Origin of the sequence: Flavobacterium soyae (assembly GCF_021245985.1) — a bacterium.
GTDB classification, from domain to species: domain Bacteria; phylum Bacteroidota; class Bacteroidia; order Flavobacteriales; family Flavobacteriaceae; genus Flavobacterium; species Flavobacterium soyae.
Genome location: NZ_JAJQXA010000024.1, coordinates 34,744 through 49,398, shown reverse-complemented (window position 1 = coordinate 49,398; position 14,655 = coordinate 34,744). Strand labels below are relative to the sequence as shown.

Genomic DNA, 14,655 nt, shown 5'->3' with positions numbered 1-14,655 from the left:
TACTAATGCCGAAGGCGCTTTTAAACAGGCATTAATTGGTTATATAAACGGGGCAACAAACAGCTGGGATCAAAATTATGATGCGGCAACCCTTAACGGAAATACTTATGTAGATTTCTACAGTATCAGCGATGCAAAAAAATTAACGGTTCAGGGACGTGCACTTCCTTTTGAAGACACTGATTTAATCCCCCTTGGCTATAAAACAGCCGTTGCCGGAGAGTTTACCATTTCTATAGACCATACTGACGGCCTGCTGAACAATCAGGCGGTTTATCTTGAAGATAAAACAACGGGGACTGTTTATGACCTGAAAGCCGGAAACTATAAATTTACTACCGAAATAGGAACTTTTACAGATCGTTTCACGCTTCGTTATACTAATAAAACATTAGGAACAGGAGATTTTGAAAATGTAAAAGACGGACTTTTGGTTTCTGTAAAAGATAAAACAATCAAAGTAACATCTTCTAAAGAAAATATTAAAGAAGTAAACATATTTGATATTACCGGCAGACTTTTATACAGTAAAAATAAAGTAGGAACAGCAGAATTGTCAATCCCAAATCTGCAGGCTGCTGATCAGGTTTTACTGGTAAAAACAACTCTTGAAAACAAAGCCGAAGCAACCAGAAAGATTATCTTTAAATAGAAAAAAAATCCTCCAATAAAAAAATCCATTCCGCAAAACGGAATGGATTTTTTGTTTTAAAATAAGATAAATATTAGGCTTTTTCAATTAAAATACTCACAGCGTTCCCGCCAAAACCTACAGCATTAATCAAAACCTTTTTAATTGGCTTGTCTTGTTTTTTTGATTCTGAAAAAGGTGTTTCTATAAAAGTGTCATTCTGCAGCATCAAAAGTGCCAATTCTAAACTCAGCATCCCGGATGCCCCAAAAGTATGCCCTATCTTCCATTTATTAGTCGTTAACAAAGGTAATTCAGACCCAAAAACTTTTTCAATCGCCCGTAATTCTGTCAAATCTCCTTTTATAGTCCCCGGAGCATGCATAACAATGACGTCAACACTTTCTAAATCAACACCTTTTAAAGCCATTTTCATGGATTTTTGAAAACAGTCTGCTTCTGTAGAAATTGAGATATTGTGTTCCAAAATTTCAGTCGCATAACCAATACCAATAACATAGGCTATTGCATTTTCTTTTTCTCCTGCTTCTAAACAACAAACTGCAGCCCCCTCACCCAAAATCATGGTGTTTTGTGTTTTCTTGAAATCAAAAGCTAAGTTTGGCCACAAATCAATGTTTTGGTCAATACGCGAATAAATTTTTAGAGCCCGCATTTGGCCAATGGTAAAATCGGTTAAAGGAGCTTCACTTCCTCCAACCAAAAACTTATCAGCCATTCCGGATTTCAGCCACGCAGCTCCGTTTAAAAGTGCATGAAGCGCCGTTGAACAAGTTATCGAATGCGAAATTTCAGGCCCGGCACTTTGTAAATCATGTGCAATCCAGGACGAAATATTTCCTAAAGTTGTTGTTGGTGAAGCCAAAGTTTGTGCTTTTCCAGTTTCAAGATATTCTCTATAATGTTTTTCGAATAAATCTGTGGCGCCTCTTGAAGATCCAATATTAATCCCGAAAATATCATTTGATTTCCAGCCGGCCTCTTGAACCGCTTTTCTCGATGCAGCTAAGGCAAATAAAACAGAATCATCTAAAAACTTATACTTGATATCAGATTCACGAATTTCTTCTATAATTTTCTTTGATTCTGCATTTAAAACAGCAGCCGAAGTTTCCTGTCCGTCTAAAAACTGTTTTGTAAAACAATGTTTTTTGTCGTGGTATTTTTTCCAAACTTCGTCTGTGGTATTTCCTAAAGGAGAAATAGATGAAAAAGCTGTTATGGCAATTTTTTGTGTGTTCACAATATTTAATTTGCTGTAAAGTTCGCAAAGTTTTACAAAAATAGCACACTGATAATACTGATTTAACGAATTGACACAGATTACTTATTTTTTTGGTGCAAATCGGTTTGATCCGTTAAATCTATGGGGCAAATCATACCATTTCAATGGCTTCTTCAATTGTAGTATATACTTTATGGAGCTGTTCATCTGTCATTATATATGGAGGAAGAATATAAACGATATTTCCAACGGGGCGCAAAACGACTCCTTTATCAATAAAGAAATTATATAATTTTGTGCGCATTGATCCGTAATAACTTTCCTCTGACTCTGATTTTATTTCAACGGCAAAAATTACTCCCAATGTTCTGGCAGTAATTACTTTCGAATGATTCTCGATCTTCTTTTGAAAATTTAAATGACTTGCATTTATTCTTTCAATATTTTGCTGCATTTTTGGAGTCTGCAATAAATCTATACTTGCTAAAACTGCTGCACAACCTGTTGGATTTGCTGTAAATGTATGTCCGTGAAATAAGGCTTTATTAATGTCATCATCATAAAATGCATTAAAAATATCCTGAGTAAAAGTCGTAATTGCCATCGGGATTGTACCTCCGGTTAATGCTTTCGAAAGGCAAATCATATCCGGTTCTTCTAAAACATAATCCATAGCAAAAGTTTTTCCTGTTTTTCCAAAACCTGTCATTACTTCATCGGCAATTGTTAAGACTTGATTTTCTTTACAAATTTTAATCAATTTTTCTAACGCTTCCGGTTCGTACATTACCATTCCTGCTGCACCCTGTACTAAAGGTTCAAAAATAAATCCCGCGCAATTATGTTTTTTAATTGCATTTTCTAAAGCGTCAAAACTTGCCTGCTCCTGCCCTTTTATTGGAACCGGAATTCGAACTACATCTATAAACATACCTTGAAAAGCTTGTGTATAAAACGAGATTCCGCTTGCCGCCATTGCTGCGAAAGTGTCACCGTGAAAAGCATTTTCAAAAGCAATAATCGTGGTGCGTTTTTCATTTTTATTGAAAAAATACTGAAGTGCTACTTTTATCGCCACTTCAACCGCTGTAGAACCATTATCTGAAAAGAAAATCTTCTGCTGATTTTTCGGCAAAATTTCCATTAATCTTTCAGCAGTTTTTACTGCTGGTTCATGTGTAAAACCGCCAAACAAAACGTGTTCTAAAGTCGTCAATTGTTTGTAAATAGCATCGGCAATAAATTTATTACTATGCCCAAAAGGGTTTACCCACCAGGAAGCAATTGCATCGATGTATTCTTTATTATTTTCGTCCCAAAGCAATGCGCCTTCTGCTTTTGTAATTGCAATTGGTGTTTGCGAAGTTTTATGCTGTGTATAAGGATGCCAAAGATATTGGCGGTCTTTTTCTGTTAAGCTCATTTGATTTCAGATTGTAGAATTTAGATTTTAGATTTTTCTAAAGCCAATATGTTGTCTCTAAATAAATCAGCGTACTCTTTAATTACATTTTGATCGAAATAAAGTTCTTCGTCAATTCTTCCGATACAATTTATTCCGGTTTTATTCAGGATTAAACTTTCTGTTGATTTGTTTTCGCTTCCGCTGAAGATAATTCCAGCTACTTTAAATCCTCGATTCTGAATTGCTTCAATCGTCAATAAAGTATGATTGATACTTCCCAGATAATGTCTTGAAACAACAACAATTTTATAATCCGGTTGTATTAAATCGATGATTGTTTCTTCATCATTTAACGGAACAAAGATTCCGCCTGCACCTTCAATAACTAAATTATTCTTCGTTTTCGGTTCCTGAATTTGATTTAATTTGATTTTTATTCCATCAATTTCTGCGGCCAAATGCGGACTTGCCGGTGTATTTAATTTATAACTGTTCTCAAAAATTTTAGTTTTATTATTTGAAATTCTGGATTGAATTTTATGACTGTCGGAATTATCTAAATCTCCAGCCTGAATAGGTTTCCAATAATCAGCTTCTAAAGCTTCAACAATAATCGAAGACGCGATTGTTTTACCAACATCTGTCGAAATTCCTGTTACAAATATTTTCATAAGTTTGTTGTTTCGCAGAGACACACAAAGAACCAAGAAGATTCACAAAGTTGTTTTTATACTTTGTGCTATTTTGCGTTTTTCTTTGTGTATCTCTGTGTAATAATTTCCTCAAAAATACCAATAAAAATAAACCCATCATTACGGTGGGTTCTGTTTATTATTCTTCTTTTAATTCGTCGATAACTTTCTTTATTTCTTTAGCAAATTTTCCATAAAATTTATGAACCCACCATTCCAAAGAAATCCCCATAAAAAGTACGGCAAAAACAACAACCAAAAAGAATCCGATTAGTTGTCCGTTCGAAAATTCGTGATCAAAAAATCCGGGGATTTTTGAAAACGAGTAATAATAAAAACCCAAAAGATATAAAACCAAAAACGGTGTTAAGGCAAAACCAAATGTTTTGTACAATTCCATATTCAATCTTATGTCAAAATAAGTTTCATATAAACTGTCTTTCGTTGTTAAAGTGGTATTATTTAATCTTTTATAAAAAAAATAAAGCTTCAATAAATAATAAACAGAAACTGCTGTAAAAAGACTAAAAAGTAAATAATAAAAAAAAGTCCATTTTGGCGGCAGATTAGCAATCAAAGGAACTGTACCAATGAAAATTATAGACAGAACTTGATAATAAAATTCTGTTTTTAGATTCTTTTTAATTTTATCCAAAGGTGTATTTGCCGATTGTATTTTTTCTAAATTATTAGGAACAACAATATTATTTGGTTTATCGTTATTCCATGCGTTTTGTATTTCATCAAAATCCATATCCTTGGTTTTTAATTATTTCTTTTAATTTTTCTTTTGCCCTGTTCAGTTTTACTCTCGCATTTCCTTCGGAGATTCCGAGGTTTACCCCAATTTCTTTATGCGAAAACCCTTCTAACTGATAAAAAATAATTGCTTTATCTATCTTTTCCAGTTTTTGAACTGCTTTATAAAAATGTTCGATTTGGCTTTCCTTGATCTGAGAATCGCCTGCCTCTTCTTTTATATTCTCTGAAGCAATTTCATATTTATCAACTTTCCGCTTTTCTTTTTTAAGGAAAACAATCGCCGTATTTACAGCAACCCGATACATCCAGGTCGAAAACTGACTTTCATTTCGAAAAGAATCATACGATTTCCAGAGCTGACAAATAATTTCCTGAAATAAATCCTGCTGATCATCATATGTATCCATGTACATTTTAGAAACCTTGTACAAAATTCCTTTATGACTTTCAATCCGATTTAAAAATTCTTGTTCCCTTTCTTTCAAAATCTATTAATTCAGGATTGGTTTTACTTTATAACCTGCTTTTCTTAATAAATTAATAACTCCAAATTCTCCTGCTAAATGCCCTGATCCAACAGCAAAAAAGATGCTTTGATTCTTCATTAATTCGGGCATATTTTTTACCCAGTTTAAATTTCTTGCATCAAGAATAATCTTTTTTGTTTTATCACTTGTATATTTTTTATCTGTTGTAAAATCATACAACAAATCAATATTCTCAGTTTTATACATTGACACTAATTTTGTTGATTCTTCTGGTGTTGACTCTTCCAGCATTTCAATCATTTCATCATTTGAATACGCTTTATCAAACATCCCGAATTGTTCTTTTACAGTCTCAAGCCCGCCAATTTCTATGTTTCTTTTTTTAGCCTGCTCAATGAATTCCATTTCGTAGAATTTTAAATCGGCACAGCCAAAACTTTTCATTGAAATCAAACTCATTACAGTCAGCAAACTAAAGCTATCGACTTGCTGTACCGTCATTCCGGTTGTTTTTTTGAGAATTGCATCTAATTTAGCTAACTGTTCTGGATTCATTTTTTTACTCAACGGTTCTTTTCCCATTGCCAATTGCTGCATTTCTGACATTTCTTTTGGGTCAGAAAAGTTGATTTCGAGTATTAATTTTTCTGAAGATTCTAAAGCTTTTTTAGTTTTTTCAGTTAGAAAATAATCCGATGAACAAATCATGTGAATCGTTCCGTATAAATAAGAAGGTTTAGAAAGTCCGTTTCCGGAAACTTCCCATAAAAGAGAATTTTCTAATTTAGGAGATTTGGTTTGAGCTTGTGATTTTATGCTAAAAACAACTAGTATAAATGCTATAAATAAATGGAATACTTTTTTCATTTTGAGGATTGATTAAGTTAATGACTAAAACTCATTTTGTAATTACGAGTTGTAAGTATAGGAATAGTCAAAACGTTACAAAAAAAGATTATTTTTTTTGCCCACTGATAAAACAGATTAAACGGGTTAACGCAGTATTAAATTTGGTTTTCTGTTATTTGTGTAAATTAAGCGTTTGAATTCGGGACTTTCTCCAAAATTTAAAAGTAGGCCGACTTCCATTTTTGTCGATTTGAGATAATTCATTAATTGGGCAATGTGAGAACTTAAAAGGTATTCACAGGCTTTTAATTCTATTATGATTACATCATCAATTACCAAATCAGCATAATATTCGCCAACTAATTGATTTTTGAAATATACCTTGATTTGTTTTTGAGCTTCTACTTTATAGCCTTGTGATTTTAGTTCAAAATACATTGCGTTTTGATAAATCTTTTCCAGAAAACCATAACCTAATTGGTTATAAACATCGTAAAACACTTTTAGAATAGATTTTGATTTTTCTTTATGTAATAAGTCAGACATTGTACGCAGTGTAAACCTGTTTAATTCGTTTAATCAGCGGCCTAATATACGTAATTTCTTAATAATTCAAGAACATCACTTATCTCTTCTTCAGAATTATAACTGTGAATGCAAAAACGCAGACGTTCCTGACCTTCAGGAACTGTTGGAGAAAGTATTGGTTTTACATCAAAACCTTTGTCTTGTAATTGCTGGGCTAGTTTCTTGACGTTTTCATTTCCCTGAACAATAGCAGACTGAATTGCTGATTTGCTTCGAACAAACATTGGTTTTAAACCCAATAAGTTTTTCTGCTGATTGAAGAAAACAATATTTTGACGTAACTTTTCGATTGCCTCTTTTTCAATTTCCAGTTGTTGATATGCTGTTAAAATTGTAGCAACAGAATGTGGAGATAATCCTGTGGTATAAATAAAACTTCGGGCAAAGTTTATTAAATATTCTTTGAGTTCCGGGCTTCCAAGCACAACTGCGCCGTGACAGCCCAAACCTTTTCCGAAAGTCATGATACGGGCAAAAATTCTATTATGCAATTCCAGGTATTGAAGAAGACCTTCTCCTTTTTCACCAAAAACACCCAGAGTATGTGCTTCATCAACTACTAAATAACAGTTGTATTTTTCGGAAAGCTGTACTAATTCTTCTAAATTCGGGCTGTCGCCATCCATAGAAAAAACAGTTTCCGTAACTATGTAAATATTGGTATCAGGAAACTTTAGAATAAGCCGTTCTAAATCTTCAAAATCATTATGGTTGAATTTATATGATTTTGCGTTTGACATTACAATTCCATCCCGAATGGAAGCATGACTTAACTCATCATATAAAATTACATCATTTCTTTGCGGTACAGCGCTAAAAAAACCAACATTGGCATCATAACCAGAATTGAAAATTAAAGCCGTTTCTGCGTCATGAAATTGCGAAATAAAGTTTTCTGCAATTTGATACAAAGAATGATTTCCCGAAATTAACCTTGAACCTGTCGCTCCATTTTGAAAAATTTCATTTTCATGCAGATAAGCATGTGTATGTTTAAAGATTGTTTCTGATTTTGAAAACCCAATATAATCGTTAGAAGAGAAATCAACCAGATTATTAAACACAGGAAGTTTGCGAAGCGAGTTATTCTGCTTTCGGTTTTCAAGTTTCTGATTAAGGTTTTCCGGTAATTTCATAAAAACAAAGTTATGAAATAATGACTAATTTCTTTTGGAACCAAATTACAACTCTAATAAAAAAAGCCATTCACATAGTGAATGGCTTTTAAGATTATTTTGAAATTGTTGTTAGTCTACTAAAACAATTATCTTGTTATCTTTCATTTCGATTGTACCTGACGTAATCTTTAATGTATAGGTTTGGTCATTAACTTTCGCAAATTTATCAGCTGCCTCTTTAGAAAAATTGAAACTCGGAGCTGCAATTTTTATAGTTCCTTTTTCTAGAATAGAAACAATAGGAGCGTGATTATTCAAAATCTGAAAGCTTCCATCAACTCCCGGAAGTGTAACTGAAGTTACTTCTCCTGAAAATAATTTTGCTTCTGGTGATACTATTTCTAAAATCATCTTTTTTTTTTAGTTAATAGTTGATGGTTGATGGTTGATGGCTGCTTTCTAACAACTGACAACTAACAACTAACAACCAATATTATTAAGCTTCAGCTAACATTTTTTCTCCAGCTTCGATAGCATCCTGAATAGAACCTTTCAAGTTGAAAGCTGCTTCTGGAAGGTGATCTAATTCACCATCAATAATCATGTTGAAACCTTTGATAGTATCTTTAATGTCTACTAACACTCCAGGAATACCTGTAAATTGCTCTGCTACGTGGAATGGCTGAGACAAGAAACGTTGTACACGACGTGCTCTCGATACAGAAAGTTTATCTTCTTCTGATAACTCTTCCATACCTAAGATTGCGATAATATCTTGAAGTTGTTTGTATTTTTGAAGAATTTCTTTTACTCTTTGTGCACAGTTGTAGTGCTCATCTCCTAAGATATGTGGAGTTAAAATTCTTGAAGTAGAGTCTAACGGGTCAACCGCTGGATAAATACCTAACTCAGCAATTTTACGAGACAATACTGTTGTTGCATCTAAGTGTGCGAAAGTTGTAGCCGGCGCCGGGTCAGTTAAGTCATCCGCAGGTACGTAAACCGCTTGTACAGATGTAATAGATCCTTTGTTTGTAGATGTAATACGCTCTTGCATAGCACCCATCTCTGTTGCCAAAGTTGGCTGGTATCCTACCGCAGAAGGCATACGTCCTAAAAGTGCCGATACCTCAGAACCTGCTTGTGTAAAACGGAAGATGTTATCAACGAAGAATAATACATCTTTTCCTTGGTCTGATCCAGCTCCATCACGGAAATACTCAGCGATAGATAATCCTGAAAGTGCTACACGAGCACGAGCTCCAGGCGGCTCATTCATTTGTCCGAAAACGAAAGTAGCTTTAGACTCTCTCATTCCTGGCATATCTACTTTAGATAAATCCCATCCTCCATTTTCCATAGAGTGCATGAAATCATCACCATATTTAATAATTCCTGACTCTAACATCTCACGAAGCAAATCATTTCCTTCACGTGTTCTTTCACCTACTCCAGCGAATACTGAAAGTCCACCGTGACCTTTTGCAATATTGTTGATCAACTCCTGAATCAATACTGTTTTACCAACACCAGCACCACCAAACAATCCAATTTTACCTCCTTTTGCATAAGGCTCAATCAAATCGATTACTTTAATACCTGTGAATAAAACTTCAGATGAAGTTGATAGATCTTCGAATTTAGGAGCTTGTCTGTGAATTGGCAAACCGTTTTCTCCTGTTTTAGGTAAATTACCTAAACCATCAATGGCATCTCCAACAACATTAAATAATCTTCCATATACGTCTGGACCGATTGGCATTTGGATTGGATTTCCAGTTCCAACTACTTCATATCCTCTGCTTAAACCATCTGTTGAATCCATAGAAATGGTACGAACAGTGTTTTCACCAATATGAGATTGTACTTCTAGAACTAATAAAGTTCCATCTTTTTTAGTGACTTCTAGTGAATCATAAATTTTTGGAAGTTCAACATCTTTACCGTTGAAAACTACGTCTACTACTGGTCCAATGATTTGAGCAACTTTTCCTATTACTTTTGACATTACTTATGTATTTATTAAATAGCTATTTAGGTTTATCGAAAATACCTCTTTTTTCAGAGCGCAAAGATAATTTTTTAAAATATAAAATCAATTTTTTTTTCATAAAAAATAGAATGATTTTGTTTGATTCATAAAAGCAGACTTTTAAACTGTCATTTATATCATTTTTTAACGAAATAAAAAAGCCACTACATTTTAAAAAACGAGTGGCTTTCTTAATTAAAAAAATGGTATATTATAATGACGCCGGATATTGAATTGGATATAAAGCCAAATCAACATGACGAAGTGTAGAACCGTATTTTGCGTTTATTGCATCAATAAATATATTAGCAATTAAACCATATCCTCTTCCGCTAGGATGTACCCCATCTAAAGAAAAAGCACCTCCGGTTACATAAGTAGACGACATTGTATAATTTCCAAATCTGTATCCTCCGCTTGCTAATTGTGTTAAGATCGCTCTTGTGTCAACAAAAGCCAAGCCTTTTTCTGCAGCTACTGCTGCAATTGTTGTATTATATGCATCTGTGGCAGTTTTAATTTCCGCAATTTCTGTCGGAATCAAAACGTGTTTATCTTGCAGAGGATAAGTTACCCCAAATTTATCTAATGGTGCAGGCGGTGCAATACCAAGTCCTGAATCTGAAGCTTTAGGAGCAGCTCCAATATCTGTTCTTGTTGGAAGCACTACCAAGTCTGTCGCTTTTGCTTGTCTTGCCTGTCCAAAAACAGCTCCGTAAAAAGCTGCTGTCTGTGCCCCTAATGAAGGAGTAAACGCTGCAGTCAATTGAGCTGATAAATTAGTTAGAGATTCATCTTTTATTAAAACCGGGTTTGCAGCAGTTTCAGATAATAAATTAATTCTATCACCTGCCTGAAAAACTGTTAATGCTTGTTTTAAAGGACCGTATAATTGTGCGTTTAACGCTTTTATCGTTGCTTTACCTACTGCTTCATTATTACCTCCAAGAGATTTTGCAGTAAGTGGATTATAAGGAACTGTTGTAAAATATGGCAAAGCTGTAATATAAGGAAGATTTGCTACTACTCCTTTTGCTCCATTTGCTGTTAGAGTTGTTGCCAATGTAGAATATACATTTGCAAAAACAGTTGGATCTGTGATATCATTTCCTCCATAAGTAGCCGGGTTTAGGTTTCCTTTTTGATCTTTTCCAATTCCACCAGAAGTTGCATAACTCAAAACATCATTTCCTCCAATGAATAAAGAGAAAAATGTTGGTGCCTGTGCTGCAGCATCTGCCAAAACTGTTGTTGAAGGTGTACTTGCAAATCTTGCAAAATACGGATTTGCTGCTCCTGTAGCCACACCGGCTACATTCCCATATCCAGCAGCAACTAAGTGAAAACTTTTTGCTCCCGGAACTCCTAAATTATTAAACGGACCTGTAAGATGGGCTGTTATTTCGGTTGTTGGTTTTCCTGCTACATTTACCGGACCCTGGCCGTTAAAATACAATCGGGTTGCGGCAACCACATTTCCTCCTAACAATAAACCTCCAAGATTATCATTCATTAATGGAGTTGTAAAAGTTCCGCCGCCAGCCGCCACAAACTGCTGTGCTAAAATATTAGTATAAGCCCCTTCCTGTCCTTTTTTGAAAAGAGCATTGTCGCTGTAACCAGCAGCAAAAGAATCTCCAAGAGCAACATATTTTGTAAAAACTGCCGAGCCGGGAATTACCGGAACTTCTTCCGGAGTATTATTGTCATCATCGCTATTACAAGCTGCCATAAAGGTTAAAGAAACCATTAATAGCCATTTTATATTTTTTTTCATGTTAGTACTTTTTAAATTATTACCTCTTCATTTTCATTGAACCGCTTCAAAGAAGCCGAATCAATTTCACACAAATAATTATATCATTTAAGGATTAATTGTCCACGAAGCAAACCATTGCTGACCTATCATTCCCGCTCCAATTACCTGAAGATAATCTGATCCGAAAAGATTTGTTGCACCAACTTTTATAACCGATTTTAGTTTTGGCAGCGCATAGTTTATCTGAGCATCAAGAACAGTATTTTCCGGAATCATTCCATCTCCAAAAGAAGACTCCCATAAATATTCTGTATTCCATCTTACATTAACATTGAATCCTAAATTTTTAGCTACTTTAGAATTCCCTAAAGAAGCTTTAATTCTATGTTTTGGAGTATTAAATCCTGCTACGAAATCAGGGTCATCTTGCTGCTTAAAATTAAACTGAGCATAATTGTAATTAACTCCTAATTCAAAATCTTTATATACTTTTTTAGACAAACCAACTCCAAATCCTAAAGAAGAAATCTCTGCTGTTGTATTTGTATAAACCTGATAAACTCTTCTGTCTCCAAAAGCTAACGCTTGGTAAGTCTGCTGTACTGCCGGATCTGCCGAATTAGTTCCTACTGTTCCATAATAAGGAGAAATAACTCTCGCAGTGTTCATGAAATCATTATAAATATTGTAATATCCGTTAATATCAATTGATAAATCATTTTGAACTACTGTACGGTAACCCGCTTCAAAAGCCTGTACTTGTTCTGGTTTTACCAATCCGATATTAGCCACCTGAAGGTCATTTGGATTTGAGGAAGCTGCAAATGCCTGAACTGATGCTACAGTATACGCATTATGATATGCATTTTGACCAGACATATTAATAGTAGCTGGCTGTCCTCCGATTGTTTGTCCTGCCGCACTTACATTTACAGTCTCCTGAAAACGATCTAAATTTTCTGCAGCCGAACCAATTAATGCAAATGGTCCCAGATCTAGACCAATATATTGATCTTGTGTTGTAGGGTTACGGAAACCTGTTTGATAAGACAATCTGAAGTTATGTCTTTTTGATGCCCCTGCAGAATATACAAATGAAACTCTAGGCGAAACATTTCCGTCAAAGTTTTGACTTTTATCATAACGCAATGATCCTGTAAATTTCAATCTGTCGTCAAGGAATTTTTTCTGTAATTGTGCATATGCACCATATTCTCTGTACTCAATTGGCCCGTCATAATCTGTAAAGATTGTTCCTTCAGAGTCCATTATGTATTGTCTCCAAGAACCACCAACCTGAACTTCAGCCCATTTGATTACATCTCTAAAATTATAATTCACATCTGAGTGATATAATTTTGAATGATCGATAAATTTAGCTCCTTGTGTTAAATCAGGATTTGAAACTACTGTAGCTAAAGCGCTATTGAATTTTGCAGAACCCGGCTCAAATCTAGGCGAACCTGTTGGGGCCGGAATAAATGATATAGCAGCTGGAAGTACATTGTAATCGGCAAAATTTCTTGCTATTGCAGCAGATTGATTTGCATCTGTTCCCATAACTGCACCTGCATATTGGTAAGCTGTTGCGTAATTTGTAAACCATTCTGTATCTGATTTCGCCGCTCTGTTAACATTCCATGCCGCAAATCTCATATCGTAAGAGTCTCCAGCATCTTCACTTGTAAAATATATTCTGCCAAAAAAGTTTTTCCCTTTTACTTCAAATTTACCTTGCTGCATTAAGAAATCTTTTAAAGCATATCTGTTTGCTCCTTGATAAATCGTACTTCCTGTACCAATTTTATATTGTAATATAAATTCTGTATCGTCTGCCCAAGGTTTAATATGAGCACTAAAATCAGCTTTCATACTTTTAACTTTATTATCAGTCAAATCTTGTTCACGATAACCCGTTCTGCTTACCTGACCAACATTCGAAATAAAAGTAGTTACCTCGTCACCATATATATTCAGTCCATCATAATTTTGATTCACTGCATGGCTGTCACCTCCCGTTGTCATACTTCTTTTATCTCCTGCAATCCATTCGGTTGCTTCCATATAAGTGAAATTAGCTTTCATAGCAAAATGCTTTGTAAATGCTTTTGCTGCTCTAATTCCGAAATCATTATAATCATTTGTTCCTGCAATATCCTGGCTGGTTTGTCCATATTTATAGTAAACACTAATTCCTTCATTTGTAAAAGGGCTTTTACTATTCATAAACATAATCCCGTTGAATGCGTTTGCACCATAAAGAGCAGAAGATGCTCCAGGCAAAAGCTCAACACTTGCCACATCAATATCAGATACACCAATTAAGTTTCCTAACACAAAATTTAATGCTGGCGAAGAGTTATCCATTCCGTCTACCAATTGCATAAATCTCGTATTGGCAACCGTAGCAAAACCACGGGTATTGATTGATTTAAAAGAAATACTGCTCGTGTTGAAATGTACTTCTTTTAAATTTTCTAATCCGTCATAAAAACTAGGGGCCGTTGTATTCTTAATTTCCTGAATACCCATTCTTTCGATAGTAACTGGCGACTCAATAACTCTTTCAGGAGTTCTTGAAGCAGAAACCACTATCTCGTCTAGTTTAGTTTCTTCATCTTTTAAAGCCACATTCACTTTTTGGTTTGCAGATGTAATGCTGATTGTTTGGGCTTCAAATCCTACTGCCGACACTTTTATCGAAAAAGGCAATTTAGCGCTTGTGGTTAATTTAAATGTTCCATCAAAATCAGTTGATACACCGTCGCTGCCTCCAAGTACAACAACATTGGCACCGGGAATAGATTGTTTGTTACTATCAGTAACAGAACCTGTAATTGTATTCTGCGCGAAGGATATTCCGCTGAAAAACAACATAATTAGCAAGTAGACTCTCATTAGGGTTAGTTTTTGGTTAGTTCTTATTAGTTTTAATAGCCAAAATACAAATATTTTTAATATTAATAAAAAAACGTTAAAAAAAATTCATATTCAACACAAAATTTTAAACTATTTTAACTATTTCATAATTGATTTTATTAGATAAAAATCAATTATAAAACAAAGAAAAACCTCAATACTATGC

Annotated in this window: 13 protein-coding genes; 1 reads left to right on the top strand and 12 read right to left on the bottom strand. The window is 34.4% G+C overall.

Features of this window, described 5'->3' with window-relative positions:
• A partial coding sequence (locus tag LUU93_RS20515; RefSeq protein ID WP_232683031.1) for a RemA C-terminal-like gliding motility protein occupies positions 1–652 on the top strand: 652 nt, incomplete at its 5' end.
• A gap of 73 nt (positions 653–725) precedes the next feature.
• On the opposite strand, the gene LUU93_RS20510 is transcribed toward LUU93_RS20515, so the two are convergent.
• The 12 genes from LUU93_RS20510 to LUU93_RS20455 form a co-directional block, all read right to left on the bottom strand.
• Complete coding sequence (locus LUU93_RS20510) at positions 726–1,895, bottom strand: beta-ketoacyl synthase N-terminal-like domain-containing protein (protein ID WP_232683030.1); 1,170 nt, start codon at positions 1,893–1,895, stop codon at positions 726–728.
• A gap of 133 nt (positions 1,896–2,028) precedes the next feature.
• Positions 2,029–3,300: an adenosylmethionine--8-amino-7-oxononanoate transaminase gene (gene bioA / locus LUU93_RS20505; RefSeq protein ID WP_232683029.1), complete on the bottom strand. Its 1,272-nt coding sequence runs from the start codon at positions 3,298–3,300 to the stop codon at positions 2,029–2,031.
• A 20-nt stretch (positions 3,301–3,320) separates the two neighbouring features.
• A complete protein-coding gene (gene bioD / locus LUU93_RS20500; protein ID WP_232683027.1) occupies positions 3,321–3,953 on the bottom strand; it encodes a dethiobiotin synthase in 633 nt (210 codons plus the stop codon).
• A 160-nt stretch (positions 3,954–4,113) separates the two neighbouring features.
• Positions 4,114–4,728, bottom strand: a complete 615-nt coding sequence (locus tag LUU93_RS20495) for a hypothetical protein (protein ID WP_232683026.1) — start codon at positions 4,726–4,728, stop codon at positions 4,114–4,116.
• Positions 4,718–5,149, bottom strand: a complete 432-nt coding sequence (locus LUU93_RS20490) for an RNA polymerase sigma factor (protein WP_406845623.1) — start codon at positions 5,147–5,149, stop codon at positions 4,718–4,720. Before LUU93_RS20490 ends, LUU93_RS20495 begins: the two co-directional genes overlap by 11 nt.
• Before the next feature lie 78 nt (positions 5,150–5,227).
• Positions 5,228–6,091 carry a TraB/GumN family protein gene (locus LUU93_RS20485; RefSeq protein WP_232683024.1) on the bottom strand — a complete coding sequence of 288 codons (864 nt, stop codon included), beginning with the start codon at positions 6,089–6,091 and terminating at the stop codon, positions 5,228–5,230.
• A 126-nt stretch (positions 6,092–6,217) separates the two neighbouring features.
• Positions 6,218–6,619: a GxxExxY protein gene (locus tag LUU93_RS20480; RefSeq protein WP_232683023.1), complete on the bottom strand. Its 402-nt coding sequence runs from the start codon at positions 6,617–6,619 to the stop codon at positions 6,218–6,220.
• A gap of 41 nt (positions 6,620–6,660) precedes the next feature.
• A complete protein-coding gene (locus LUU93_RS20475) occupies positions 6,661–7,797 on the bottom strand; it encodes an aminotransferase class I/II-fold pyridoxal phosphate-dependent enzyme (RefSeq protein ID WP_232683022.1) in 1,137 nt (378 codons plus the stop codon).
• Between the two features lie 111 nt (positions 7,798–7,908).
• The gene (locus LUU93_RS20470; protein WP_232683021.1) at positions 7,909–8,190 is read right to left on the bottom strand and encodes a F0F1 ATP synthase subunit delta/epsilon; all 282 of its coding nucleotides are present in this window, start codon (positions 8,188–8,190) and stop codon (positions 7,909–7,911) included.
• Positions 8,191–8,275: 85 nt separating this feature from the next.
• Positions 8,276–9,787 carry a F0F1 ATP synthase subunit beta gene (gene atpD, locus LUU93_RS20465; RefSeq protein WP_012022907.1) on the bottom strand — a complete coding sequence of 504 codons (1,512 nt, stop codon included), beginning with the start codon at positions 9,785–9,787 and terminating at the stop codon, positions 8,276–8,278.
• A gap of 235 nt (positions 9,788–10,022) precedes the next feature.
• Positions 10,023–11,588 (bottom strand): SGNH/GDSL hydrolase family protein, encoded by a 1,566-nt coding sequence (locus LUU93_RS20460; RefSeq protein ID WP_232683020.1) that lies wholly within the window; start codon positions 11,586–11,588, stop codon positions 10,023–10,025.
• 87 nt (positions 11,589–11,675) lie between these two features.
• A complete protein-coding gene (locus tag LUU93_RS20455) occupies positions 11,676–14,468 on the bottom strand; it encodes a carboxypeptidase-like regulatory domain-containing protein (protein ID WP_232683019.1) in 2,793 nt (930 codons plus the stop codon).
• Positions 14,469–14,655 lie beyond the last annotated feature (187 nt).

Excerpts from the sequence above, each read along its gene's own strand:
- LUU93_RS20470 (WP_232683021.1), bottom strand. The coding sequence starts at position 8,190 with ATGATTTTAGAAATAGTATCACCAGAAGCAAAATTATTTTCAGGAGAA.
- LUU93_RS20455 (WP_232683019.1), bottom strand. The coding sequence starts at position 14,468 with ATGAGAGTCTACTTGCTAATTATGTTGTTTTTCAGCGGAATATCCTTC.
- bioD (WP_232683027.1), bottom strand. The coding sequence starts at position 3,953 with ATGAAAATATTTGTAACAGGAATTTCGACAGATGTTGGTAAAACAATC.
- LUU93_RS20475 (WP_232683022.1), bottom strand. The coding sequence starts at position 7,797 with ATGAAATTACCGGAAAACCTTAATCAGAAACTTGAAAACCGAAAGCAG.
- bioA (WP_232683029.1), bottom strand. The coding sequence starts at position 3,300 with ATGAGCTTAACAGAAAAAGACCGCCAATATCTTTGGCATCCTTATACA.
- LUU93_RS20480 (WP_232683023.1), bottom strand. The coding sequence starts at position 6,619 with ATGTCTGACTTATTACATAAAGAAAAATCAAAATCTATTCTAAAAGTG.
- LUU93_RS20490 (WP_406845623.1), bottom strand. The coding sequence starts at position 5,149 with ATGTACATGGATACATATGATGATCAGCAGGATTTATTTCAGGAAATT.
- LUU93_RS20495 (WP_232683026.1), bottom strand. The coding sequence starts at position 4,728 with ATGGATTTTGATGAAATACAAAACGCATGGAATAACGATAAACCAAAT.
- LUU93_RS20460 (WP_232683020.1), bottom strand. The coding sequence starts at position 11,588 with ATGAAAAAAAATATAAAATGGCTATTAATGGTTTCTTTAACCTTTATG.
- LUU93_RS20485 (WP_232683024.1), bottom strand. The coding sequence starts at position 6,091 with ATGAAAAAAGTATTCCATTTATTTATAGCATTTATACTAGTTGTTTTT.
- atpD (WP_012022907.1), bottom strand. The coding sequence starts at position 9,787 with ATGTCAAAAGTAATAGGAAAAGTTGCTCAAATCATTGGACCAGTAGTA.